The organism is Christensenella sp. MSJ-20, from assembly GCF_044357945.1.
In the GTDB taxonomy this organism is placed as follows: domain Bacteria; phylum Bacillota; class Clostridia; order Christensenellales; family QAND01; genus QAND01.
In genome coordinates this window covers 1,004,636-1,030,471 of the sequence record NZ_CP076563.1, presented here as the reverse complement: position 1 = coordinate 1,030,471, position 25,836 = coordinate 1,004,636, and the positions used below count along the sequence as shown (strand labels likewise).

The 25,836-nt window shown below is 49.9% G+C and carries 26 protein-coding genes, 1 tRNA gene and 1 other RNA gene; 19 read left to right on the top strand and 9 right to left on the bottom strand.

The features are described from left to right. Window positions 1–51: 51 nt before the first annotated feature. Window positions 52–480 carry a hypothetical protein gene (locus KP626_RS05260; protein WP_395975482.1) on the bottom strand — a complete coding sequence of 143 codons (429 nt, stop codon included), beginning with the start codon at window positions 478–480 and terminating at the stop codon, window positions 52–54. A gap of 132 nt (window positions 481–612) precedes the next feature. Here KP626_RS05260 and KP626_RS05255 point away from each other — a divergent pair, with 132 nt between their 5' ends. The 5 genes from KP626_RS05255 (at window position 613) to KP626_RS05235 (ending at window position 4,055) form a co-directional block, all read left to right on the top strand. Beyond that, window positions 613–1,143: a nitroreductase family protein gene (locus KP626_RS05255; protein ID WP_395975480.1), complete on the top strand. Its 531-nt coding sequence runs from the start codon at window positions 613–615 to the stop codon at window positions 1,141–1,143. Window positions 1,144–1,214: 71 nt separating this feature from the next. After that, window positions 1,215–1,479, top strand: an RNA gene (ffs, locus tag KP626_RS05250) — signal recognition particle sRNA large type. A gap of 44 nt (window positions 1,480–1,523) precedes the next feature. After that, complete coding sequence (locus KP626_RS05245) at window positions 1,524–2,888, top strand: TrkH family potassium uptake protein (protein WP_395975478.1); 1,365 nt, start codon at window positions 1,524–1,526, stop codon at window positions 2,886–2,888. A gap of 18 nt (window positions 2,889–2,906) precedes the next feature. Further along, complete coding sequence (locus KP626_RS05240; protein ID WP_395975476.1) at window positions 2,907–3,560, top strand: potassium channel family protein; 654 nt, start codon at window positions 2,907–2,909, stop codon at window positions 3,558–3,560. 404 nt (window positions 3,561–3,964) lie between these two features. Continuing rightward, window positions 3,965–4,055 (top strand) — tRNA-Ser (locus KP626_RS05235). Between the two features lie 352 nt (window positions 4,056–4,407). On the opposite strand, the gene KP626_RS05230 is transcribed toward KP626_RS05235, so the two are convergent. From KP626_RS05230 to KP626_RS05200, 7 genes are all read right to left on the bottom strand, one after another. Further along, entirely contained in the window at window positions 4,408–4,671 is a 264-nt protein-coding gene (locus tag KP626_RS05230) for a phage holin family protein (protein ID WP_395975474.1), read from the bottom strand. A gap of 13 nt (window positions 4,672–4,684) precedes the next feature. Further along, on the bottom strand, window positions 4,685–5,032 hold the full coding sequence (locus tag KP626_RS05225) for a hypothetical protein (RefSeq protein WP_395975472.1): 348 nt from the start codon (window positions 5,030–5,032) through the stop codon (window positions 4,685–4,687). Window positions 5,033–5,045: 13 nt separating this feature from the next. Then, window positions 5,046–5,552 carry a hypothetical protein gene (locus KP626_RS05220; protein ID WP_395975470.1) on the bottom strand — a complete coding sequence of 169 codons (507 nt, stop codon included), beginning with the start codon at window positions 5,550–5,552 and terminating at the stop codon, window positions 5,046–5,048. Further along, entirely contained in the window at window positions 5,506–6,969 is a 1,464-nt protein-coding gene (locus KP626_RS05215) for a hypothetical protein (RefSeq protein WP_395975468.1), read from the bottom strand. Before KP626_RS05215 ends, KP626_RS05220 begins: the two co-directional genes overlap by 47 nt. Beyond that, window positions 6,970–7,419: a Gp15 family bacteriophage protein gene (locus KP626_RS05210; RefSeq protein WP_395975466.1), complete on the bottom strand. Its 450-nt coding sequence runs from the start codon at window positions 7,417–7,419 to the stop codon at window positions 6,970–6,972. Between the two features lie 205 nt (window positions 7,420–7,624). Continuing rightward, on the bottom strand, window positions 7,625–7,942 hold the full coding sequence (locus KP626_RS05205) for a YjcQ family protein (protein ID WP_395975464.1): 318 nt from the start codon (window positions 7,940–7,942) through the stop codon (window positions 7,625–7,627). Between the two features lie 31 nt (window positions 7,943–7,973). Continuing rightward, the gene (locus KP626_RS05200; RefSeq protein WP_395975462.1) at window positions 7,974–8,207 is read right to left on the bottom strand and encodes a hypothetical protein; all 234 of its coding nucleotides are present in this window, start codon (window positions 8,205–8,207) and stop codon (window positions 7,974–7,976) included. A gap of 1,156 nt (window positions 8,208–9,363) precedes the next feature. On the opposite strand from KP626_RS05200, the gene KP626_RS05195 reads away from it, so the two are divergent. The 8 genes from KP626_RS05195 to murF all read left to right on the top strand — a co-directional run bounded on the left by KP626_RS05195 (window position 9,364) and on the right by murF (window position 18,330). After that, window positions 9,364–10,812, top strand: coding sequence for an ATP-binding protein (locus tag KP626_RS05195; RefSeq protein ID WP_395978969.1), 1,449 nt, complete (start codon window positions 9,364–9,366; stop codon window positions 10,810–10,812). 141 nt (window positions 10,813–10,953) lie between these two features. Then, a complete protein-coding gene (locus tag KP626_RS05190; protein ID WP_395975460.1) occupies window positions 10,954–11,625 on the top strand; it encodes a hemolysin III family protein in 672 nt (223 codons plus the stop codon). A gap of 58 nt (window positions 11,626–11,683) precedes the next feature. Then, window positions 11,684–11,926, top strand: a complete 243-nt coding sequence (locus KP626_RS05185; RefSeq protein ID WP_395975458.1) for a type II toxin-antitoxin system Phd/YefM family antitoxin — start codon at window positions 11,684–11,686, stop codon at window positions 11,924–11,926. Then, complete coding sequence (locus tag KP626_RS05180; protein ID WP_395975456.1) at window positions 11,923–12,195, top strand: type II toxin-antitoxin system death-on-curing family toxin; 273 nt, start codon at window positions 11,923–11,925, stop codon at window positions 12,193–12,195. Before KP626_RS05185 ends, KP626_RS05180 begins: the two co-directional genes overlap by 4 nt. Window positions 12,196–12,658: 463 nt before the next feature. Beyond that, on the top strand, window positions 12,659–13,360 hold the full coding sequence (locus KP626_RS05175) for a TetR/AcrR family transcriptional regulator (protein WP_395975454.1): 702 nt from the start codon (window positions 12,659–12,661) through the stop codon (window positions 13,358–13,360). Window positions 13,361–13,480: 120 nt separating this feature from the next. Continuing rightward, window positions 13,481–15,217, top strand: a complete 1,737-nt coding sequence (locus KP626_RS05170) for a hypothetical protein (protein WP_395975452.1) — start codon at window positions 13,481–13,483, stop codon at window positions 15,215–15,217. Window positions 15,218–15,917: 700 nt separating this feature from the next. After that, entirely contained in the window at window positions 15,918–16,955 is a 1,038-nt protein-coding gene (locus tag KP626_RS05165; RefSeq protein WP_395975450.1) for a D-alanine--D-alanine ligase, read from the top strand. 4 nt (window positions 16,956–16,959) lie between these two features. Then, the gene (gene murF / locus KP626_RS05160) at window positions 16,960–18,330 is read left to right on the top strand and encodes a UDP-N-acetylmuramoyl-tripeptide--D-alanyl-D-alanine ligase (RefSeq protein ID WP_395975448.1); all 1,371 of its coding nucleotides are present in this window, start codon (window positions 16,960–16,962) and stop codon (window positions 18,328–18,330) included. Window positions 18,331–18,379: 49 nt separating this feature from the next. Here the strand turns inward: murF and KP626_RS05155 are convergent, their stop codons facing one another. Then, complete coding sequence (locus KP626_RS05155; protein ID WP_395975446.1) at window positions 18,380–19,321, bottom strand: succinylglutamate desuccinylase/aspartoacylase family protein; 942 nt, start codon at window positions 19,319–19,321, stop codon at window positions 18,380–18,382. Between the two features lie 366 nt (window positions 19,322–19,687). On the opposite strand from KP626_RS05155, the gene KP626_RS05150 reads away from it, so the two are divergent. From KP626_RS05150 to KP626_RS05125, 6 genes are all read left to right on the top strand, one after another. Further along, entirely contained in the window at window positions 19,688–20,242 is a 555-nt protein-coding gene (locus KP626_RS05150; RefSeq protein ID WP_395975444.1) for a DUF3793 family protein, read from the top strand. A gap of 34 nt (window positions 20,243–20,276) precedes the next feature. Further along, window positions 20,277–20,702 carry a flavodoxin gene (locus tag KP626_RS05145; protein WP_395975442.1) on the top strand — a complete coding sequence of 142 codons (426 nt, stop codon included), beginning with the start codon at window positions 20,277–20,279 and terminating at the stop codon, window positions 20,700–20,702. A 201-nt stretch (window positions 20,703–20,903) separates the two neighbouring features. Beyond that, entirely contained in the window at window positions 20,904–21,239 is a 336-nt protein-coding gene (locus tag KP626_RS05140) for a metal-sensing transcriptional repressor (protein ID WP_395975439.1), read from the top strand. A gap of 24 nt (window positions 21,240–21,263) precedes the next feature. Further along, a complete protein-coding gene (locus KP626_RS05135; protein WP_395975437.1) occupies window positions 21,264–23,888 on the top strand; it encodes a heavy metal translocating P-type ATPase in 2,625 nt (874 codons plus the stop codon). Window positions 23,889–24,135: 247 nt separating this feature from the next. Then, window positions 24,136–25,317 (top strand): aldo/keto reductase, encoded by a 1,182-nt coding sequence (locus KP626_RS05130; protein ID WP_395975435.1) that lies wholly within the window; start codon window positions 24,136–24,138, stop codon window positions 25,315–25,317. Between the two features lie 13 nt (window positions 25,318–25,330). Continuing rightward, the gene (locus KP626_RS05125; RefSeq protein WP_395975433.1) at window positions 25,331–25,717 is read left to right on the top strand and encodes a MerR family transcriptional regulator; all 387 of its coding nucleotides are present in this window, start codon (window positions 25,331–25,333) and stop codon (window positions 25,715–25,717) included. The last annotated feature ends 119 nt before the right edge of the window (window positions 25,718–25,836 follow it).

The window sequence follows — 25,836 nt, the reverse complement described above, 5'->3', positions numbered from 1 at the left end:
TTGATAAATCCCACAAAAAAGCGGCAGGGCCCATGAGCCATACCGCTTCCGTTATTTTAAGTTGATCCAATCCTTGCCGGGGGCTTTTAACTCTAGATTGGCTTTTTCTGCGTTGGTACCGGCGTCAACCCGGAAGATGAGGGCATATTCCACAGAACTGCTATCCGGATTTCCCTGGTAACCCACTGCGGTGCAGGGATAGGCCTTGCCATCCACCCGCACCTGTGCGGCTTTGGCCGTATCCTCAGGGGCAAAGTGTGCTTTAAACTGGGTTTCATCAAACTCACCGGCAGAAAAAGCCAGTATTAACAGGGTTTCGCCCTCTGAAGCGGAGAGGGTATCATACTGATTTGTCGTTTTCGAACGGATGTAGGTGAAGGTACCAAGCTCCGTTTCCACCGCTGTTTTGGCAGAACAGCCCGCCATAGCCAGAACCATCAGCGCCAGCATCAAGGGGAAAAACCGTTTCCATTTGCCCATGAGAGTCCCTCCTCGCGTATGGAAGCATTATACCATAGCGGCCATATTCCCGCCACCTTGTTCTTCTGCTGCGGGAGGAAATGGTTTGCAGAATGCGTCCGATGCGGTATAATAACAAAAAGGAGTGAGACCATGAATGTGATCGATGCGGTAAAATCCAGGCGCAGCATCCGCGCCTATCGGAAGGGACCGGTGCCTCAAGCAGCTCTGGACGATATGCTGGAGGCAGCGCGGCTGGCTCCCTCCTGGAAGAACAACCAGTCTTTTTCCTATATCCTAGTACAGGACCGGCAGCTAATTGGCCAGTTGGGAGAGATTACCGGCTACAACCCTTCTCAATCGGCCTACGAGAACGCCGAATATTTCCTGGTGCTGTGTGGCGATCCTACCCTGAGCGGACGGCGGGAGGAAAAGGAATATTATATGACTGATGCTGCCATCTCCATGGAGCAGATGATGCTGGTAGCGGAGGAAAATGGCGTTGGCATGTGCTGGGTGGGGGCCTTTTACGAGAACCCTGTTAAAAAGCTTCTGAATATTCCTGAGGATATCCGGGTGGTGGCGCTTTCCCCCGTCGGAATTCCGGACGAGGAACCGGAGGCCAAACCCCGACGCACCCTCCAGGAAATGGTGTTTCTGAATAAGTACGGCAATCTCCTATAAGGAATACCATCCATTGACTTTGCGGAGGGAAGATGATATCCTACCGCAGAAGAACCCGATATTGACGTTTGTCGCACCAGGCGGGGAGCTAGCGGTGCCCTGTACCCTCAATCCGCTAAAGTGGGGCTGGATTCCCTCCCGAGGCTTTGTTGTTTGGGAATGCGAAAAGACAAGGAGCGTCGAAGGCCGGGTCCCGTGCAACGTACAGCCGTGAACCATGTCAGGCCCTGACGGGAGCAGCATTAAGCGGAATCGTGCGTGTGCCGCGGGGAAGCCGGGCCGGAGCAACCTATCTTTTTTTGCGCCTGGATGGCATTGCCAAAGGAGGGTGTGCGGCATTTTTCTTAGACATCAGCCAACGTTTGTTGGAGGAGCACTTCATGGAACTACAGCGAAAGAAGAGAAAACTTTCCCCCCCGCAGGTATTGATCGCCGGATTTGCAGCCATCATTCTCCTGGGGGGGATTTTGCTATCCACCCCCTGGGTGACCAAATCCGGGGAAAGCATCGGCTTTTTAAACGGACTATTTACCTCCACCACCTCGGTCTGTGTGACGGGACTTGTGGTGGTGGATACCGGCACCACGTTCAATACGTTGGGGCTGGGAATTATTATGGCTTTGATTCAGGCGGGAGGCCTTGGATTTATGACGCTTGCTTCCGCCCTGTTTTTGATGTTGCGCCGGCGCATCACCTTAAAAGAACGGTTGGTGATCGGAGAGGCCTTTAATACCAGCGGTTCTCTCCAGGGAATGGTGCGGCTGGTGAAACGGGCGATAACCCTTACCCTAACGGTGGAGGGCATTGGCGCGGTCTTGCTATGCTTCCGCATGGTGCCCATGTTTGGTTGGACAAAGGGGTTAGGCATGGCGGCGTTTTTATCGGTATCCGCCTTTTGCAACGCGGGGATCGATCCCCTGGGCGGCTTTGCTTCCCTTACGGGTTTTCTATGGGATCCCTTGATGAACTTTACCATTATGGCGCTGATTATCATAGGCGGTCTGGGGTTTGCGGTCATCACGGATATTTGGGAATGCCTGAAGGATCACAAACGATGGAACGTCAATACCAAGGCGGTTGTGGGGGTTACGGGGGCCTTGCTCATAGGGGGCGCTGTACTGTTTTGTTTCCTGGAGTGGAATAACCCCAAAACCATGGGAGACCTGCCGGTGGGGCAGAAGCTGATGGCGGGCATATTCCAATCGGTAACGCCGCGTACTGCGGGATTTAACACCATTAGCCAATTGGACTTAACGGTGGCCAGTAAAGTGCTGACCATGCTATTGATGTTCATCGGCGCTTCTCCCGCGTCTACCGGCGGCGGTATCAAAACCACCACATTTTTAGTGCTGGTGGCGGCGGTGGTATCCATCATCCGGGGACGGGAGGATACCGTCCTGTTTTGCCGGCGCATCTCGAGAGATGTGGTTCGGCGGGCAGCGGCGGTTACCGTCATTGCCATGTCCATCGTCTTGATCATCACCTGTGTAATCTGCACCCTAGAGGCGGGGGATATGCCTATTATGACCCTGGATAACATCCTGATGGAGACCTTTTCCGCCATGGGCACCGTGGGACTAAGCTGTGGGATCACCCCCTATTTGCATCCCATTTCCAAAATACTTTTGATCATCACCATGTTTTTCGGGCGTTTGGGTCCGCTTACCATCGCCATCGGTTTGGCGGGCCGGAAGCGGCCGGATGAGGGAATTCGGTACCCCGAAGGCAAGATCATGGTGGGCTGAACGTAAGGAGGATATGCTATGAAACAGATTGCGGTATTGGGGCTGGGCCGATTTGGAGAGAGCCTTGCCATGGCGCTGATGGCTATGGGCAATCAGGTGCTGGGGATTGATATCGATGAGGATAAGGTCAGTGCGGTAGAGGAGGAACTCACCCATGTGGCCATTGCGGATATGACGGATGCCAATAGCCTGCGCTCCCTGGGACTTTCCAATTTGGATGTAGCCGTTGTATGCACTGGGGATATCCAGACCAGTATTATGGCTACGGTATTGCTGAAGGATCTAGGGGTTCAGAAGGTGGTGAGCAAGGCAAAAAATGTCCTTCATGAAAAGATCCTGTGCAAGGTGGGAGCGGATCAGGTGGTCTTCCCGGAACGGGATATGGGGGTACGGCTGGCCCATGGAATTGCCGATACCAACGTCATCGAGTTCATCGAGCTTTCCTCGGTATATAGTCTTGCAGAGGTGTTCATCCTGCCCGAATGGAAGGGGAAGACGCTGATGGATGCCGATATCCGGGTGAACTATGGTCTTAACGTGGTAGCAATCCGGCGTCAGGGGGACATCATCGTATCCCCCCGCGCCAGCGAGGTAATGCAGGAGGGCGACGTGATGGTGGTGATTGGAAAAAACGCTGATATCAGTAATCTGGATCGACATCGGAAAAAATAAAGAGCGGCAGATTGCTCTGCCGCCCAAGAGGAAACATTGGTGCCCATGCGCACAAAACCTGAATTTGATGATCCGAGTGAGGCGCATGGGCGTTTGCCGTTCTTAGGAATGAGCTGTATAATGGCGATCGGTACATCCATTATGCTTGTATTCCGGCAAATTAGGAAAATGGATTGCATTTTCCGTTTGTCCAAGACTTCCTCAAAGTTTTGCCCGATTGCGGATGGGAATCCGCCGTTTCCGTATTAGTATTTTATCCCGATTTCCTGGAGCCATCCCATGTAATGTTTTCCATAAAAAATCCCGGGACAACCTTGCGTTCTGCAGAAAAATGGGGTATACTATCACGGCATAATGGTTGCGGAAGACGCATCCGCAATGTGCCGGCAATGATGTTTGATCATGGAGAGTTGGCTGAGTGGTCGAAGGCGCACGACTGGAAATCGTGTATACCCGTGAAGGGTATCTAGGGTTCAAATCCCTAACTCTCCGCCAAAGATAAAACCCGCTTGAATGCTGGAAAAGCCAGTAATCAAGCGGGTTTTGCTATGTTTTTAGACATGCAAATTCTTGTACAATTTTGTGGTTTTTTGTACATAGAATTACACAGAAAATACACAGCAAATTATGCTGGTGTCTTTCCATTGCTTGGAGCAAAATAAAAATAGGGGCCCAGCAAACGCCGAGCCCCATGACAGAAAACAAATGTTATTTGCCCATCGCAAAGCTATGATAACACCTAGTCAAGCTTAGTCAAGACAACATCTTGATGGACAAGGATATCCCCCTCCAACATAAGCGAGCCACAGATAGACCGGGGGTGGTTTTCATAGATATAACCTATTGGTTATACGTCCTTATTTTCACTACCTACAAGGTTCCGAACCATCTCAAAGGCACCAGTTGCAGCCAGACCGCTTGCTAGGCCGCCCAGAAGAACCTCAGGGGTAAATCCCCAAGCATTCACCCACACATTGATTAGGACCCCTAGACACCCCATAATAAGGGGAATCCATTTGTTGTCCATAGGCAGGAAATGCTTGATGATATATCCTATCGCCAGGCAGATCGCCATTACCAATACCACAATGTAGTCGTTCAGAATTTCCATCACAAATTCCTCCTTAATGTTTCAAGTCCTTGGTGGGGAGGGTATGAACCTTCTCTATCCTAGAATCCATATCTCCATTCCACCCATGGGCCTTGTAATTCAAAAACATCTCCTCCAGAATCCGCCGCTCCGATGGGGTGGCGTATCCCTTGTTCAACAACCTCTCGATTTCCTCGGATAGTCTGGCATAAGCCAACAAACGGATGGTATCAAGGCCTGTCCGCACCTCTTTGACTAGCGCGTCTCTATCCGCTTTTTCCTCCTTCGCCTCGCTGTCCTTCTTGTCAAAGAACCGCTTGATGAAAAACAGCAAAATACCATTGATCCCAAGAACCGAGAAAATCGATAACGCTACTTCCACATCCAATCACCCCCTATTCGATGGTTAGCTGGAATTTGCCAATGGCCTTGCCAAACAGCCCGGCATATCCATCCTGGCCGTTGGTGGTCTCGCTATCGTACTGGAAGGCGTAATACCCGCCACCCACAGGAGCCACGCGGTACTTGGCTTTCTGATAGGGCCGAATATCATCAGGGGTATAGAAATACACCTCGATGGCGTCGATCACTTTCCCATTACCAGCGTAACCGTTCACGACATCATTGATGTTGTATCCAGTTACCCAGGGGAGCCAGTCGCCACCCATCACATGCGCCCGGTACTTTACCGACCCATGGGACACCCCGATGGACACATCGGTAATGGGACTATCCTCCCACCCGGCATAGTCTGCAAGGTTACATACCTCTGGGAGCCAGCCATGCTTTCGGGTGCGGACCCGATAGAATGCATCAATCTCCTTTGTACTAGGGACGGGAGTAGGCTGTTGGACTTCACCCCCCATATACCCAGTTACCATGTCCAGGAGTTGCCGTGCCATCCTTATTTAACTGAATTGTTTCACCAAGAACTGGGTTCAGCATATTAGCCAGCACTTGCGCGCGAGCAACGTCTGCTTCATTGATTGTCCCATCTACACCAGCCAACTCGTTAAGCTGATCATATAAGTTTTGGGCTAAAGCTATCTCGCCAAGTTGAGATTCCGCATTTTCTTTCTGGGCTTGTACCAGGTCTTGATGTGCCTTTGTCCTTTCCTTTATTGCCTCAGTATTTGCTTGTATGGCCTCAAGTTCTGGATCTGATGTGTCAACAAACGCAATCATTGCCGCTGTAAGCGCTCCAATTCCAACAACAGCTAGACCAAGAGGATTCAGCAAAGCTGCCTTTGCCGCCGCTAATGCGCTGACCGCCGCTGTCTGAGCTGCTGTTGCAAGGGTGCCAGCATTTAGAGCGACTGTTTGTGCCGCGGTCGATGAACTGAAGGCAGCGTTTGTAGCTGTCGCGGCTACTGTTGCCGCTGTGTCCGCAATCATTGCCGCCTTTTTCGCTGCCATTTTGGTGACAAAACCGTTTAAATATTTGGTGATATCATTGAAGATCTTGTAGCCTTTATAAGTAGTCAAAAGACCCGCAGCGATAGGCAACAGCGTTTTACTATTATCCAGCACCCATTTAAGCGCTTTAGCCACGCTGGGAAGGACGGTTTTTGCGAGATTCCCAACCACCTTTGCTCCTTGCGTTGCTACCGGAAGTAGCTCTTTGCCAATGGCTGCGCCTGCGGTTTGTACCTCAAGTTTTGCAATTCTAAGTTGGTTCGCAAAACTATCCTGGGTACGGGTAAAATCGCCTTGGGCATCAGCGGTGGTGCTCATTAGGTAGTTATAGCGCAGGGTTACCTTTTCGGCCTCGCTCATTTCGTTGTATGTGGTTTTGATCCCTTGAGATAGTGCATAGGCCTCTAGATTTGCCACCGACATATTGATACCAAGCTGCTTAAGCGGTTCGGTCTCTCCGGCGATTCCAGAACGAATTTTGTCAAACGCCTCTTGGTGATCAAGGTTATAGAAAGAGGCCATGTCCCCGGCCAATCCTACAATATCCATGGACATGTTAACCACAGCATCACCGGTTAGACCCATGGATTTCAGCATAGCGCCCATGGTTCCAGAAAACTGCTTCGCGCTTAACTCACTGAGACCAAACGACGTTGCCGCGTCTTTTGCAAACTTGTTGATTGTATCAGCGCTGCTGCCAAAGGCGACGTCTACAACGTTCTGGACTTCTTCAAGGTCGCTGGCTAGGCCAATAACGTCTTTTGTTAATTTGGTGATTCCGATACCGCCAAGCGCTTTTTTGATTTTTGAAGCACCAGTTTCTACGAGACTAGAGATATCTTTTAATCCTTTGTCTACACCAGAGTTATCTATTTTTGTATCAATGACAAGGCTGTTGCTCATTTATTCACCTCCAAGCCGTTGTTTTATGTAATCCTTCCATTGCTTGTCACGCTCTGCTAGGGTGATCTTTTTCTTTTCTGCCCCCCGTATCGCGTAGCGCTTTTTCATGTCTGTATAGAAATCCCGTTGTGCCTTGGGCCATTTCCGGTCAATCTTTGCCGTTCTGTAATGCATTACTTGGCAAAATTTGTGGTCAGGGCGTAGGTTCTCAAACATTGCTTGAAACTTCCACCAATGCAGATAGGGGATATCGGATAAATCCACACCGTATTGGTCGAGAAAGGCGGCATAAATCAGGTTGTCGTCATCATCGAAAGAATAGGCTTGTGCTGAATCGCCGTGTGACCCCGTATGAGGCGTTTCACGCCCGCAGGAGTAAAACCACAGCGCTTTGGTTAACGCCTCTCCTGGGTCATCTGGTGGGGTAGGGTAATCCTTTTCCAATTTCATCGGATACCTTTTTGTCGATTTCCTCGGTGTACTGATCCCCTAGGATCGTTTTCAGCCACTCCAACATCGTTTCCTCCTGTTCCCGCTGTCCTTTTTGTCCGGCCAGTCCCGGTATTGCGGGGCGCACTTCTTTAGTCCCTCTGCGCCAAAGGGTAATTTTGGGTATCAAAAAAGCGCCTTTCGGCGCTTGGTTGATCTTGGTATTTTAACTAATTACGTCAATTACTCCTTTTAGGGCGTATGCCACTTTTTTCATCGTGCTGTTCTCGTTCAGATACTCAAGGCCTTTCAAGGTGATTTGAGCTCTCTCAGGAAACATCAGTTGCGGCTTTTGCCTCTGATGCACTCTTGCGACGGCTCCTTTGATATATCCGTTTTCCACGAGCATCACCATAATACTATCCCAACGCTCTTTTGTGATATTTAGAGCCGTAGCTGAAAAGGCATCTATATCAATTTCTGGATAATCCATCGCGTCCTCCAGATATCGCAGGATGCGGTAGATTATTTTGAAGTTGTCCATTTATACCTCCTGAAACGCAAAAGACGCTATCCTAGCGTCTGAATAGGCGGGATAATGTGCCTTTTTCGTCATCTTCTACGATTTCCCATTTCCCTCCAATGGAGCTTCGATCTAGAGGCGCTGGATTAATGGATGAATAGAGATAATCTTCTTCGCTATCGTCGATGATGCGAAGTAGGTCCAACTCAACGCCAAGGCATTCATATGTCTTGCCATTTGTAAGGGCATCAACCCCAAAGCTTTCCCCAACGTATCTCACTTTCATACCCGTCTCACCGCCTTTAATTTGGATTCATATTGTTTCCCTAGGTACTCATACCAATGTATTTCATAGGAAAATGTGTCCGTTTGTATTGTACCAGTTTTCTTTTGCCATTTCCAGCCATTGCCTCCATATGCGGATACAAGCGCGTTTGCAGCACGAAGCTTTGTGGATGTCCCATAGCCGGAAATGACATGTACGTTAGAAAGTTCAACTTTTTTTGGTACTATGCCAGTAACAAGACTAGACGCCACGTCAACCGTGTTTTGTAATAAGACATTATTACTGGATACCACCTTAGGCAATGTCGGCTTTATTCTTTGTATATATGACAGCCGTTCTGTTGATCTACGTTCCGCCCACACAGCTTTAGAGGCTGTACTTTTGTTATTAAGACAAGAATGTAACACCTTTGAATCAGATAAGAATACGAAAGGGAATGCGATTAGCGGGTCGAAGAACAAGAAAATATATAACTATATCAATAAACAAGGGCTAACAAAGCAGCAAAAATCTTATTTATACGAATGTTTGAAGCAATGAGAAAGGGAGGGGTTATGCCCCTCCCTTTTTTCTCCATTGTACGCCATGATGATTGCAATACCAGAGAACACTATTGATGCCGCAATTCGATGTAGATTTTGGGTTGCTTGATACAGTACTTTCAGTACATCCAGCCAAGATGCATAAACTGCATAAGAAAGATAAAAGCAAAGATAGACGTTTCAAAAGGCACCCTCCTACTTGTTACTTCGACAACAAAAATCGTGGAAATATCTTCCAATCACCAAATTATCACAAATAACGGGGAAAGCAATAAACATATTGGTAAGTATTGGAACTCTTCAAGTTAATGAGATGGGGATAAGGGAGAATGGTTTTTGATGAATCGGCCAATGTATTATGTGGAGGTTTTTATGAAAGGATAGAAAACGAAATAGTCCGGAGCAATCCGAGCTATTTATTGGTTATTGGTATGGCTGCATATCCTAATGGCCAATAATTGTACAACTGCCATGAATAATTCTATATAAACGATTATTATATAAAAAGACATAAAAAACAATTTTACCGACAATAATGCAAAGTATACTATTAATTATTGTTGATGAAAATTGATTTTTTGATATAATGGGTATAGAGGAGTGTGATTGAGATCGTGTCTATTATTTCTAAAGATGGCATTTTAAAAGTTTTAACAGCTTATAATCCTTGGTGGAAGACAGGAACAGTTAATCCTAGAATGACTAAGACGTATAAAAGATTTGCCTTTTATGAAGCAATGAAACGCTTAAATAATAAAGATATTCGTAGGATAGTAGTGCTTACTGGAACACGTAGGGTGGGCAAAACTACTATTCAGTATCAGATGATTGAAGAGCTCCTAAGCGCGGGTGTTGCTCCACAAAAAATTGTTTTTATTTCGATGGATCATCCGATGTTGAAGTTAAGTCAGTTTCAGGAAGTACTAGAATGCTATCACGAAAATATATATGCTGATCAGGATGTGTATTACTTTTTTGACGAAGTCCAATATGCACAGGACTGGGATCGTTGGCTAAAAACAATATATGATACTCAACCAGATACACATGTAGTAGCTACAGGTTCTGCAAGTCCTGCATTGATGAAAGGCAGTCAAGAGAGTGGTGCAGGAAGATGGTCGATTATTCAAGTTCCAACATTGTCCTTTTATGAATATTGTGAGTTACTTGAATTAGAGCGCCCTGAGATCCCGTTTGATCTGAAGGTAACATCTCTTTTGAATAAAACCCAAATTGAGCGTACACAAATTATGATACAATTGTCCAAAGTACAAAATCACTTTATGCGGTATTTGCAGGTAGGAGGTTTCCCCGAACTAGCTCTTGCAGACAATGATTTGATGGCGCAGCAAATCATGAGAGAAGATGTTGTGGATAAGGTATTAAAGCGCGACCTGCCATCGTTGTACAGAATCCGTAATTCAACGGAATTGGAACGCATCTTTCTATATTTATGTAATACTTCATCCCAAATCGTTGCTATTGATGCGATTGCAAAAGAATTGAATGGCGTATCACGGGTGACGGTAGAAAATTATATTCAGTATTTAGAAAGCGCAAATTTGATTTATCAAAGTTGGCCGATTGAGATGGCTGGTAAAAAAATATTGAAGGCACGACCGAAAATATATATAGCAGATGCTGCGATTCGCAATGCAGTATTAATGGACGAATCTATCATGACAGATCCTATTGAAATGGGAAAAGTGGTGGAAACCGCTGTATATAAACATATTGCTGCTTTTTACTATCAGTTTGCTACTGCTGTAGGATATTTCCGTGGGGGTAAAAAAAATAAAGAAATTGATATCGTAGTGGACTACCCTAATATTAAAAACATTCTTATCGAGGTTAAGTATCGTGACAATGCTTCAATTCCTGATGATGATGCTATTGTAGAGCTATGTGAAGAATCTTCTGTGGCAATTGTTGTTACAAAAACCATAAAAGATTTTGGTATACATAGTACACCATCTGGGAAAAAAATGTTGAGGATTCCTGCTTTTGCTTTTTTGTATTTACTTGGAAACGCAGAAAGGCACGGGTATCGTGGAATAGAATAAAACATATTCTAGTGGGGTCTGGCATTTGCCGGGCTCCTCTTTTTATATCGATCTGAGATTAATGTTATGAGTTTCTTCGTGATCTCTTCGACTATTTTCTGCGAATAGGATATCATATAATATTGGCAAGGGGGTGCGATTGTGAAGCGTATAAAACTAAGGGATAGAGAATTGCCCGCCTATACAAAAGGTGAAGAACGCTTCAACATGATCTCACATATTGTTGGCGGGGCCATCGGTGTGGTGGCACTTGTGCTATGTGTGATTGTGGCGGCGGTCCATGGCAATGGCTGGGGCGTGGTCAGCGGGGCTATCTTCGGTGTGACTATGATATTACTGTATACAATGTCCAGTATATACCACGGCCTACGCGAGGGGATGGGCAAGCGGGTTTTGCAGGTGATTGACCATTGCACCATCTATTCACTCATAGCTGGCACATACACCCCAATTCTATTGAGCGCTATGCGGCCTATCGACCCGGTATCCAGTTGGATCCTCTTTGCTATCGTCTGGTCGTTGGCTATCGTTGCCATCGTGCTAACGGCTATCGACCTAAAACGCTATCAAGCGTTTTCCATGATCTGTTATATCGGCATTGGTTGGGCTATTATCTTTAAAATTCCGTTACTCGTTGAAGCTGTTGGCATGGACGGTTTTTGGCTGATTCTGGCGGGAGGGGTATCCTATACAGTGGGTGCCGTCCTCTATGGGGTTGGGAAGAAGCATCACTATATACACGGCGTTTTCCACATATTCGTATTGGGGGGCAGCATACTACACCTACTAGCTATCTTGTTCTATGTTTTGTGAGGGAAAATAGGTTGAATTTCTCCTATAATTGGATATACTATGATTAGGAGGGATAAACATGAAGATTGATACGAACAGCTTGGTTTCTATTACGGAGGCCAATCAGAATTTCTCTAGAGTTGCACATTTGGTTGATGAAAATGGTGCTGCAGTTATCTTAAAGAATAATACCCCCAGGTACATTGTGATACAGTTTAGTGAGTATCAAGCGGCGCAAACGGCCAGAGATGACGATGTAAGCACAATTAGCCAACGCATTCTCTCTAAACATCTTAGCGCATTCGAGGAGTTGGCAAAGTGAAGCGACTCAGCAAAGACCAAGTAATTGCGATGCATAGGGTATTGCTTCAAAAGACTGGAGGCTTAGAAGGTATACGGGATGACGGAGGATTAGAATCTGCCTTGGAAGCTCCTTTTCAGACATTCGATAGAATACCTTTATACCGAACCATTGAGATGAAAGCCGCAAGACTTGGTTATGGCCTGGTTCAGAATCATCCATTTGTAGATGGAAATAAGCGTATTGGAATACTGGCTATGCTCGTATTCTTAGAATTGAACGGGGTATAAATTAGCTGTACTGACCAGGAAGTGGTCGAAATCGGGTTGACCTTGGCGGCTGGTGAAATGACCGTCGAAGCGTTGCAAAGCTGGATACTAGAGCATAGTGTATGAGATATTATGCTGTTACTAGGTTTCTTATAGTTAAAAATTAACCCCTTTTTTTCTTAAGAGGGGTTAAAATTAAGTTATCTATATTGATAAAAAACACGATAAATAAAGGCTTTTGAGCGCATTTGCTTTTATGTGAGACCAAATAGTTGGGGGTCAAATAAACTTGCTCCTCTAAGTCTGTGCGCCGGAAACGTTGAGATTCTTCCTTATTTATTCTATAAAGGGTTTCTTGTCCATTCATTTCGCGTAGTATTGTCTGACAGTTTTTTTGAAACAATCACTGTCCCCGTCTTGAAAAACGGATGAGCATACACTATAATTGGTTTGCAAACCGAATTGTATGGCAGGGGGTGATTGATTGGCAGTACGAAGCGACGGGCTTCAGACGCAAAAGCGGATCCTGCAGGTATGTGTCAGGCTGTTTCTGGAAAACGGATATCATCAGACGACTATGCTGCAGATTCTAAAGGAAGCGCAGGTCTCCTCCAGCAGCTTTCAGAACCTTTTCCACAGCAAGAACGGCGTTTTGGTGGAGCTGGTGAAATTCATGTTTGAAAACCAGTTCGGCATTGCCAGAAACGTTGCAGGCGCTGCGGTCCCGCCGGTGTATGTCTACGCGGCGGAAACCGCGCTCCAGATTACACTGACGGAGCTGAACGAAAATCTGCGGGAGATCTATCTGGAAGCCTACACGCAGGAACACCTGCTGGACTACATCCAGCGCGCCACGGCCAAGGAGCTGCACCGCATCTTCGGCACGTATCAGCCTGAGCTGACGGAGCAGGATTTTTACGAGCTGGAGTTTGGCTCGGCGGGGCTAATGCGCGGATATATGGCAAATCCCTGCACGGAAGAATTCACGTTGGAGCGAAAGGTGAACAAATTTGTGACGTTGGCGCTGCGGGGCTACAAGGTGCCGGAGGAGGAGCTGCAGAAGGTGCTGGTCTTCCTTGCGGGGCTGGATATGCGCGGCATTGCCCAATCGGTCATGGAGGAGCTGTTCCGCCGGCTTGCCATGCGCTATGAGTTTTCTCTGGACGGCCTGCTGCCGAAGAAATGAGCAAACAAAGATGATTTGCAAGGGAGTACTCCCTTGCATTGGGGATCCCCCCTATGCAATCTCCCTTTGAATGAATTCCTTTTCTGCGGAGTACAGAGAAGCAAAAAGTGAGGAAAGATGATGAAGGAACGATTTCTCAGTATTCTGCTGAGCCTCTGCATGGTGCTGATGCTCTTCCCGGTCACGGTCTTTGCCCTGGAGCCAGACCCCACCGTGCAAAGCCCTGTCATTGACGGAAATGATGTTACTTTCAATTATTACGATCCAGATGCAAGCTCCGTTCAGTTGTTCGGAAACATGACAAACTGGATGGACAATCCTCTGGACATGACCTATAACGAAAGCACCGGTTACTGGTCGCTTACTTTGACTGACCTGGACTGCGGATCATATCAGTATCTGTTCTTTGTGAATGGAAATACTGTGGTGAATGACCCGTTAAATGAAAATCAACTCAGCAACAGCAATATCTTCTATATCCCGGAAGATATAACAAGTATTGCCGTTACCGTTGATACCCCCATAGTGGGTAAGAACCTTAAGTATAGTTTAGCATTAACATCGAATCCTGATGGTGCTCTCAAGGTATCTTCTTATAACTGGTATCAGATATCTAAGAATAATTACACCGGAGCAGTCGATGCTTGGGAAGGTATGTCAGGTGGGGATACTTTCGAAGAGGGCTACTACTATCGAGCAGTCTTGCGGCTTGACGCTAATGACGGCTTCGATAATAACTACATGATTCCTGATGATATCCCCGCGACTATTAACGGTAAAAATTGCGATACCGCAGTAGCGACTGACGGTAAATCTTGCCAGCTAAGTTATATATTCGAGGCCAAGGTTCTCCAGCCAGTCAGCAATATAGCCGTTACATTGGACGAGCCTGCCCTGGGCGAGACCCCCGACTTCGAACCTAAATTTACAGCAATCCCTGCGGGCAGCGTTAAACTGGACGAATGTCTTTGGTACAAGATTTCTGAGGATGATTATACCGGCACCGATCAAGACTATTGGGATGATATGTACGAGGATGATGTGTTCGAGGAGGGTTACTACTATTCCGTTGACCTATACTTCACTCCAAATGAGAATTATTCCTTAAACGAAGGGATCTCTGCTACTGTGAACGGAAAGCCTCACGACGATACCTACGGCCTTGTTTACGATGAAGGTTACGCTGAGGCTGAGGCTTACGTCAGCGGTGTCTTCGGTCCTCTTGAGCCGCAGTACACCCTGGCCGTGCCCTTCACCACTACGGTGAAGTTGGGCGGCAACGCGGTACCTGGCGAGACCGTGTTTGATCTGGCGGTTGTAGACGCAAACGCGGGCGAGGAGACCTACGCGGATGTGACCGTATCCGGCTCCGTCACGACCAATGGTGCGGGCGACTATGAAGGCGTCATGACATTCACAGGTCCCTCTCAGCAGCTCTGGAATATGCTTTGCGAGGGCGCGTTTGTAAAGCAGGTGGACGGCGGCGAGGAAGGCTGGACCTATGACGACACGGTATGGGGTCTGTGCCTGTCGCAGATTGCTACCTATTCCACCGCGGACAGCGCGGATTATATCGTGCTTATCCTCCCGGCAACCTGCGAGAAGACGGAGAACGGCATGTACTACGATCTGGAGTGGGAAGCGGACCCGGTGGAGCAGATGAGCTTTACCAACACCTATACAAAATCCATTACCGAGGCAACGGAAAGTAATCCGAACACCGGGGCAACGACGACCCCGCAGACAGGCGACAACAGTAATCTTACTTTATGGTTTGTCTTGCTTGCCGTATCGGCTGCCGGTGTGATCGGTACAGGAGTGTACAGCAAACGCAGGAGAAGCGCCCGGGCAAAATAAACGGGAAAAAACATAAAAACAGATAGCAAACACCCTGCAAGGCTACAAAATCTTGCAGGGTGTTTCTATGTCATAATGTATGTAAAGGCATACTGCCCTGCGGTGTCGTTTTCGGTGTGAAAGCTATCGTTCTCCGTTGAGGGCTCGGCATTTGCCGGGCCCCTCTTTTTAACCCCTTTTTTAACCCCTTCTTTTCATAAAAGGGGTTAAAAGCAAGTTGTCTGTGCTATATAAAAATACGATAAACAAAGGCTTTTGAGCGCCTTTGTTTTGATGCAAAACCATATAGTTGGGGTTCAAATCCCTAACTCTCCGCCAAAGAACAAGCCCGCTTGAATGCTGGAAAAGCCAGTAATCAAGCGGGTTTTGCTATACTTTTAGATATGCAGATTCTTGCACAATACTGTGGGTTTTTGTATATTGAACTACACAGTAGAAGAGGGATGAATGGAAACATGTGGTGAAAAGCCTGTGTTACAAGCTATCATGGTCTGGATCTTTTTTAAACAAATACGCATTCCGCGATGCTTTGGCGGATTTTTTTCTATGATGCCGCATAAAAAATGATATAATGGGAGCAAGTGTTTCATGTGCGTCCTTCTAACTTGCGATATGATTGGCGCTTGGGGAATAGAGGAGCCAGTTTTTTGAAGCGCGTGATAGATTGGACGAAAAGCGATGAATTGTGGGGTATTGAAGCATGAATATTGTGGTATTGGCTGGCGGGATCAGCATGGAACGGGATGTCTCTCTGTCTTCGGGGGTGAAGATCTCCCAGGCGCTGCGCCGTGCGGGCCATAAAACGGTTTTGGTAGACCTCTTTTTTGGGCTGGAAGCCCTGCCCGATCCGGTGGAGTCAGCGTTCAGCGATGTGCTGGAAGACGCTGCTGTTAGCGTTCCCGAGACCGCACCGGATATCGAAGCCATCCGTGCAAAGCGAGGAGATGCGCTCCTGGGAGAGGTGGGCCCCAACGTCATAGAGATCTGTAAAGCGGCGGATATGGTATACATGGGCCTTCACGGGGAAAGCGGGGAGAACGGCAAGCTTCAGGCCCTGTTTGATGTGGCGGGGGTGCGCTATACCGGCAGCGGATATCTGGGTAGCGCCTTGGCCATGCATAAATGGATTTCCAAGGATATTCTACTTGGCGCAGGAAGCTTGACGCCGGCCTGGCAAATGGTACGGCCGGGGGAGGCTTTGACAAATACGGTGGGCTTTCCCTGTGTGGTAAAACCCTGCAGTGGCGGGTCTTCCATCGGGGTATCCATTGCACGGAACGAGGCGGAATATGATGCGGCCTTAAGGGAAGCGTTTCGCTATGAGGATGAGATTATGGTCGAGCAGTACATCCAAGGACGGGAGTTTTCCGTGGGCGTTCTGGATGGAGAGGCTCTGCCTATCATTGAGATCATTCCCAAGGAAGGGTTTTACGATTACGCTAATAAATATCAAGCGGGGCGCACGCTGGAGATCTGTCCCGCAGAGCTGGATGAGGACACCACCCGCGCCATGCAGCGGGAAGCTGAAAGAATTTTTTGCTTGCTGCGCCTTTCAGTATACGCGCGGATGGACTTTATGCTGGATGCTCAAACCGGCAAATTCTATTGCTTAGAGGGCAATACGCTGCCGGGCATGACTCCCACCAGTTTGCTTCCCCAGATGGCGTCGGCGGCAGGCATCAGCTATGAAGAATTGTGCGACAGGGTAATCTCTCTGTCTCTGGAAAAGTATAGGTGATACCATGAGACCTTTGACAATTCAAGAGGTGGTCTCCGCCACCGGTGGCCGCTATTGCGGAGAGGAGCGGCTTCTTCTTTCAACCATTTCGAAGGTTGTGGCCGATAGCCGGATGGTTTTGCCCGGTACCCTGTTTGTTCCGATTATAGGAGAGCGGGTGGATGCGCATGACTTCATCCCCGCTGCCTTTCAAGCGGGAGCAGCCTGCGTCTTCAGCCAGCGTCCACTGGATTGCGATAAGCCGTATATCCTAGTGGATTCCACTCTAATGGCGTTACAGCGTTTGGCGGCATGGTATAAAGGACAGTTTTCTCCACGTGTGATCGGCATCACGGGTTCGGTGGGGAAGACCACCATGAAGGAAATGCTGTTCAGCGCGCTGTCCCAAGAGTTCTGTGTATTCAAGTCCCAGGGGAATCTCAACTCCCAGGTAGGCTTACCCCTAACCTTGTTTGAGTTGGGGCCGGAGCACCAATTGGCCATCCTTGAGATGGGAACCAGCAGCTTTGGAGAGATTGACCGGCTGGCCCGGCTGGGACAACCGGATGACTGTCTGTTTATCAACATCGGCAATGTGCACTTGGAATTTCTGGGTTCTCGGCAAGGGGTCTTTCAGGCTAAAACCGAGATGCTATCCCATATGCGTCCGGGGGGCCATGTTTTTGTCAACGGGGATGACGATTTGCTCCTGGGTCTGAAGAGAAGCCGGGAGGACGTGATCACTTTTGGCCTAGAGAAGCACAACGATGTTCGCGCCACCCAGATTCGCTCCTTGGGCCTATCGGGAATGGCGTTTACCGCTGTTTGGGATGGCGGAACCTGTGAGATAACGGTTCCTGCCCCTGGCGACCACATGGTCTACCCCGCCTTGGGAGCCCTGGCCGTGGGCTTGGCCTATGGGATGGCGCCGGATGCCATTCGGACGGGTATTGCTGAATATCGTCCCATTTGGGGCCGGATGAATATCCAGGACCTGGGAGAGATCATGCTCATCAATGATGCCTATAACGCCAGCCCCAGCTCTATGCGGGCGGCTCTGGATGTTCTGGGGTATCACACCGGCCGAAAGATAGCTATCCTGGGGGATATGTACGAACTGGGAGAGGATACGGAGCGGTATCACCGGGAGGTGGGAGCCTATGCCCGGGAGAAGGGGATTGATTTGATCCTGTGCGTAGGTGGGCTCACCCAGGGGATGGCCCAGGCCGCCAAGGGACGCCACTATGAGGGGAAAGCGGAGCTATGGGCACAGCTTCCCGGTCTGTTGCAGCCCGGCGATGCCGTTCTGATAAAAGGCTCCCGCGGTTTGGAGATGGAGGAGATTGTCCAAAAGCTGCAGAATTTATATGGGTGGCATGAGACACAAACCCACTGAGCGACTACGTTGATTTCCGTAAAAAAGCCCTGCCATTGGCAGGGCTTTTTTACGGGGTATTCGATACCCGCTTGCCGTAGGCAATCAAAGGCCCGCCCTTTTTTACCCCTAAAGCGTGGGTGAGGTAGAGAACCACGCCATCGTATGCCGCTATGCATTGCTGGAGTAGCTCCCCTTGGCTGTTCAGCAAATTGCCCAAAACCTCTCCTTTGTAAATGGGCTCCCCAGGTTTCTTTCTGCAATACCAGAAACCCGCCTCCGCCGCTTCCTCATACCGGGCTTCCTGGATCTCCTGGGGCGGAGAGAGCGTCTTTTTGCAGGAAAGAATGCCTAGATGGTCCATGAGTTCGTAAATATTTTGTTTACAGGCATGAACCTGTGCGTCGTCCCAAGCGGCACCACCTCCCCGCTCCAGAAGCAGCGATGGGATTTGACACCGATTGGCATAGCTATAGAGCCCGTTATCCGCATAGGATTGCACCAGAAAGTCCACGGTGAGAGCGTTGCCGGCAGCCCGGGTGATGCGGGTCATTTCCGCTCCGGCGCCAACGGGGAAAAAGGCCAGGGGAGTCATGGACTCGCTGGCTCCACCCCCATGGAGATCTACAAGAAAATCCGCTTGATTGTACAGAGCGCTTTCAAGGGCGTGGGCCATTCGCAGCGCGGTGCTTCCCCGCGTGGATCCTGGGAAGCACCGATTGAGGTTTTTCCCGTCGGCGGGGATCAAATGGGTACCTTGATAGAAGCCCGACTCATTGACTAGGGGAACGAGCAACAGTCGTCCGGAAAGTTCCAGGGGTTGAATCTCGCGTATCAGCTCCCGCACCGCTTGGATTCCCACATACTCGTTGCCATGTACGCCGGCGGTCACCACAAGGGTTTTTCCCGGGCGTTTTCCCGCCAAAAGCACGGCGTTGATGGGTTTCTCTCCGAGAACAGGAATGGAAAAGGCGGTTCGCCCTTCCGGATACGGGGAATTTTTTATGTCCATATGCCACACCTCCAAATCGAGTTCCAGTGGAAACTGCCGCAAGAGGTTAGCAAAAGCTAACCATCGGTGTATCCACCTTACCCTATGGCGTTTCAAAAAGCAAGCGCTTCCGTGCAAAAAATGCTTGACCTTTCTCAAAGGATTGAGTAAAATCAAAGTAGTTAGCATATGCTAACTAAAGGAGCGGCAGTTGAGCCGCGTTTTTTACCGCCCATAAGTTAGTGTATGCTAACATGCGGGCGGATGAAATGGAGGATATCGGGTATGGTCTGTATTGGATGGACCTCAAGGGGTTTAAGGGGTACCGCTGGTGTCAATAAAAGGAGTACCGGATTGCCGGAATTTTATTGCACTGGAGAGAGGACCATGCAGCTGGAACGATATTTGATTGAGCACTGTGCGCCTACTCTAGCGTCGCTGAAGGCGGGCAGCTTGATTTGTCTCAAGGAGACTGTAGAGGGGGAACTGGATCGGCAGATTCATACTTGGAACGCACGGCTGCGGGAAAAGGGGCTTGTTTTGATGGCGCTGCGGCGGAGACCAGAAGGGGTGTTGGTCTATCTATACCGCACCTCCCATCTTAAAAGAGATCTGCAGAAACCCGGCGTAGCCCAGTTCTTAAGGGAATATGGGTATTTGAGTCTGGATGTGCCGGCAGCTCTAGAGCGTCTGATGCAGCGGCTGGAGATTGGGAGCGCTTTCCCCCATGAAATTGGACTTTTTCTTGGGTATCCTCTGGGTGATGTTGTTGGATTTATTCAAAATGAGGGTAAGAACTGTAAGTGTACCGGCTGCTGGAAGGTGTATTGTGACGAGCATAAGGCCAGGGAGCTTTTTGCACGGTTTGATCAATGCCGGGAGATCTATGGAAAGCTGTGGGCCCAAGGAAAATCGATTTGGCAGTTGACGGTGGCTGCTTGAGTTTTAAAATATTTTAGATTGGGGGTAAGCAACTATGAGTAAAATCGCGGTGGTATATTGGAGCGGAACTGGAAATACAGAGGCCATGGCCAACGCCGTGGCGGCTGGCGCGCAGGAAGCTGGCGCTTTGGTGGAACTGCTTCCAGCGTCGGAGTTCGGCACTGACCGGATGGATTCTTTCGATGCGGTGGCTTTTGGCTGTCCCTCCATGGGGGTGGAGCAGCTGGAGGAGGATGTTTTTGCGCCCATGTTTGCTGGCTGTGAACCCAAACTGGGCGGGAAGCGAATTGCATTGTTCGGATCCTATGGCTGGGGCGATGGCGAGTGGATGCGTTCTTGGGAGGCCGTCTGCCAACGCCTGGGGGCTCAGCTTGTTTGCGACAGTGTAATCTGTAATGGCGCACCGGATATATCTGGGGAGGCTGCCTGCCATGCCATGGGGGAAGCCCTGGCGGAATAACTTTGTCCATTTCACATTGATTGTGTGCATGAACCCCTCCAACTTCATCCCCTTGCGGGGGCGGAAGGAAGAAGGCGGGATGGCCTGTGGTATGCCATCCCGTTTTCTTTATGCATAAAAAAATGAGGGTTGAAAATACTGGTAGGGGGTATTATACTATCGTTGAAAGATACCCTATGGGGGTATTATGGGAGGGACGATATGGAGCATCAAAATAGCTTGGATTGTGGAAATTTCAAAAGTACGGAATGTGTACACCGGCACAAGGCCACCCCTCGCGGGGAAAAGGAACTGCGCCAACTGCAGAATAGATTAAAACGTATGATGGGGCAGCTGGGAGGTATCGCCAATATGTTGGAGGATAACCGCTATTGTGGGGATATCCTCATGCAGGTGGCGGCGGTGGAAAGTGCCCTCCAGTCCTTTGGGTACCTGCTTTTGCAGGACCATCTTACAACCTGTGTGGTGGAGGAGATCCAAAAAGGGAACGTAGATGTGGTGGATGAGGCCATGGAACTCATCAAAAAGTTGAAGTAAGGGCAGAAGGGAAGCGGAGAGACTGTGAGAACGGAAAAATTTGACGTGACGGGGATGACCTGTGCCGCCTGTCAAGCCAATGTAACCCGATGTGTGGGGAAGTTGGACGGTGTGGAGACGGTGGATGTAAGCCTATTGGCCAACCAAATGACGGTCACCTACGACGAAAATAAAATGGATGAAGGGCGCATCGCCGCAGCGGTACGGGAGATCGGCTATGGCGCATCTCCTCAGAGATCCTCAGAAGCCAAAGCGGAAGGGTTTCGCGGCCAATGGCAGGATAGAAAGGAGCGCGCGCGGGAAGAGCAGGAGGGCATGAAGCGCCGTTTGATTTCCTCGGTTTTGCTGCTGATCCCCCTCATGTATATCGCGATGGGAGAGATGATGTCCCTGCCCGTGCCCGGCTTTTTAGCCGGGATGGAGAACGCTCTGGTGAACGCCATGGCCCAGCTGGTGCTTACCATTCCGGTCATCTTCATCAACTGGCATTTCTTTCAAAACGGGTTGAAATCCCTGTTTCACCGAGCGCCTAATATGGATTCTCTGGTGGCTATCGGCTCGGGAGCATCCTTGATTTATGGCCTGTTTGCCATGTTCCGGATGGCCTATGGGTTTGGGCATGGGGACTTAGGGCTGGTCCATCAATATGCCCATGCGCTATATTTTGAATCGGCAGCCATGATCCTGACCCTGGTGACGGTAGGAAAGTATTTGGAAGCCAGGTCCAAGGCCAAGACCTCGGATGCCCTTGGGAAGTTGGTGGATTTGGCGCCCAAGACCGCCGTAGTGGTACGGGACGGCGTGGAGCAGACCATTCCGGCAGAGCAGGTGGTAGCCGGGGATGTGGTGGTCATCCGCCCTGGGGAGGGAATTCCCGTGGACGGTGTGGTGATGGAAGGCTTTGGCTATGTGGACCAGGCGGCCATCACCGGCGAGAGCATTCCGGTGGAAAAACGGCCGGGCGATACGGTGATCTCCGCAACCATCAACAAAAACGGAACCTTCCGGTTTCAGGCTTCCAAGGTGGGAGAGGATACCACCCTAAGTCAGATCATTCGTCTGGTGGACGAGGCGGGCAACTCGAAAGCCCCCATCGCCCGGCTTGCGGACCGGGTGAGCGGCATCTTTGTGCCCATCGTCATTGGAATCGCCGTAATCACCGCCGCGGTCTGGCTCCTGGTGGGGCAGAGCTTTGAGTTCGCTCTCTCCAACGCCATTTCGGTGCTGGTGATCTCCTGTCCCTGCGCGCTGGGGCTGGCTACCCCTGTGGCCATCATGGTGGGAACCGGAAAGGCGGCGGAGATGGGGATTCTCATCAAGTCAGCGGAAAGCCTGGAGCATCTTCATAGCGTGGACACCATCGTTCTGGATAAAACCGGCACCATTACATCGGGACATCCTTCTGTAACGGACATATTGGTGATGGATCCATCCTTAAGCGAGCTGGAGTTTTTGGGGGAGGCTGCTGCTGCGGAAGCTGGAAGCGAGCATCCCCTGGCCCAAGCCGTGATGGAGCGGGCTCAAGCGGAGCACATCCCCGTGCCAAAGGCGGAGGAATTCCAGGCTTCTTCAGGCCGGGGAATTCAGGCAACGGTCAACGGCCATGCCTATCTGGCGGGCAATATGGCGTTTTTAGAGGAAAACCAACTCCTCTCGGATGAATCGGTGCGGCGCCCGGTACAGGATCGGGTGGAACGGCTGGCGCACGAGGGCAAGACCCCTCTGCTGTTTGCTCGGGATGGAAAAATTGCTGGCATCATTGCGGTGGCGGATACCATCCGTGAAACCAGCCGATCCGCCATCCGTAGGTTTTCCCAGATGGGCCTTCACGTGGTGATGCTTACGGGGGATAACCGGATCACCGCTGAGGCCATCCGTGGGGAATTGGGCATTGAACAAGCGATCTCCGACGTGCTTCCTACCGAGAAGGAAGCCAATATCCGGGCTCTTCAGGAAAGGGGTCACCGGGTGGCCATGGTGGGGGATGGCATCAACGATGCGCCTGCGCTGACCCGGGCGGATATTGGCATCGCCATCGGCGCGGGGACGGATATCGCCATCGAATCCGCCGATGTGGTTTTGATGAAGGATTCCCTTTTGGATGTGGCCGAGGCCATTGAACTGAGCCGTGCGGTGGTCCGCAATATCCACATGAACCTGTTCTGGGCGTTTTTCTACAACATCCTGGGGATTCCCCTGGCGGCAGGCGTTCTCTATCCCGCCTTTGGTTTGCTTTTGAGCCCCATGATTGGCTCCGCCGCCATGAGTCTTAGCTCGGTTTGTGTGGTTACTAACGCCCTTCGTTTGCGGTTCTTCCACGGACGGGAACAACAGACGAACCAAGAAGCGGTGTCCGAGGGGAAAGAGCCCGAAGCGGAAAAGACGAATACAACCGCTGAACATGAGTCGGCGGAAAAGAAAGGAAAGATTGCTATGAAAAAAGTATTGGTCGTAGATGGCATGATGTGTGCCCATTGCCAGGCCCATGTGCAAAAGGCCCTGGCTGCTGTGGATGGCGTACAGGAGGCTACGGTGGATCTGGAAAAGAAGCAGGCTATGGTGATCCTATTAAAGGATGTGCCAGATCAGGTGTTGATGGACGCCGTTACCGAGGCGGGGTATACGCCGGTAAGCTGTGCCCTGGCATAAGAGGGGCTGGTTGGAATAGCCCGAAGCGGAGGAAGCCCCGCTTCGGGCTATTGTTATTTGAGGGAGCGGCGTGCGGCAATCCTTTTTTGAAAATATGGGGATGAACCATGCAAACTATATAAGACGGCACAAAAAAAGGATAGATTCCTCTTGACATGGAGTGCACTCCAAGTTATAGGGTATGTAGAGAGTCAGGCAATGGATATAAAAAGGCTATGCCATCAAAAGAAGAAAGGGGTCGATTAAAATGATTTATAAGCAATTTCAGGATTTGCAGCTATCCACTTTGGGCATGGGAAATATGCGGCTTCCTATCGCTGGACAAAAAGGACCCATCGACAGGGAAAAGGCGAGGGAGATCATCGCCTATGCTTACCAGAACGGAGTCAACTATTTTGATACCGCCTATCGCTATCACGATGGAGAGTCCGAGGAGGTGGTGGGGGAGGCGCTCAAGGCGTTTCCTCGGGATACCTGGTATCTGGCCACCAAAATGCCAGGCCATATGATGAACTTTCAAAACGGAAAGCTGGGCTTTCAGGGCTACTTGGCTGGGCTGGAGATATCCTCCCCCGCTGCAATCTTTGAGGAACAACTGAAAAAGTGCGGCGTGGAGTACTTTGATTTTTATCTTCTCCACAACCTCAACGAAACCTCCTATGACCTTTATACCAACGAGGATCTGGGCATGGTGGAGTATCTATTGGAGGAGAAGAAGGCCGGCCGGATTCGACACCTGGGCTTTTCCACCCATGCCCGGCCAGAGACCATTGAGCGCTTTTTGAATCGCTACGACTGTTTTGAATTCGCTCAAATTCAGCTAAATTATCTGGATTGGACGCTTCAGGACGCCAAACGGAAATACGAGATCCTGGTAGAACACAATCTGCCGGTCATCGTCATGGAGCCCTGCCGGGGCGGGCGGCTCACCAACCTGGACCCCCAAACCACGGCCATGCTGAAGGAGGCGCGCCCCAACGACTCCATTGCTTCCTGGGCGTTTCGCTTCCTTCAAAACCTGCCTGGAGTGCAGGTAACCCTCAGCGGCATGAGCACCATGGAGCAGCTTAAAGACAACCTGGGTACTTTTTCTCAGCCCACGGAGTGGACCCGGGAGGATGCTGCTTTGATCAACCAGGTGGTTGCGACCCTGGTGAATCTGGTTCCCTGTACTGCCTGCCGGTACTGCTGTGAGGCCTGTCCTCAGGGGTTGGATATCCCCAAGCTGATCTCCATCTACAACGAGATGTCCTTCGACGCGTCTCCTGGATTGAATTTCACTCTGGCCTCCCTCACGCCGCAGGAGATGCCCATGAACTGCATTGGTTGCGGCGCCTGCAAAGCGTTATGTCCCCAGGAGATTGAGATTCCTGAGATCATGACAAACCTGTCCGAGGCCATCCAGCGGAGGAACCAGAAGAAAGCATGACGGAGGATGTTCCATGACCATCGCGGAGGTAAGCAAGAAATATGGCCTGTCGGCGGACACCCTACGCTACTATGAGCGCATTGGACTGATTCCTGCGGTGCATCGTACCACCGGAGGGATACGGGATTACACCGAGGACGATTTAAAGTGGGTCAGCTTTGCCAAATGTATGCGAAGCGCTGGCCTTCCGGTGGAGGCGCTCATTGAATATGTAACGTTATGTCAACAGGGGGACTCCACCAGCGAGGCTAGAAAGCAGATTTTATTGGAGCAGCGCCGGCAGCTGATCAGCCGGATGGAGGAGCTGCAGCAGACGCTGGACCGGTTAAACGCCAAGATCGAACGATATGAAACGGTACTGATTCCCATTGAGAAGCAGTTGGGCGGCGGGCCGTCCTGATGGAGGAGCGCCTGTCTGGGCCGGAGGCTTTTTCCGTTTCAAAATCAGCATTGTGCCTGCCCTCCCAAATACTTGCGGATGCAGGGATTTGTGTTATCATAAAACTGCTAGAATATTTT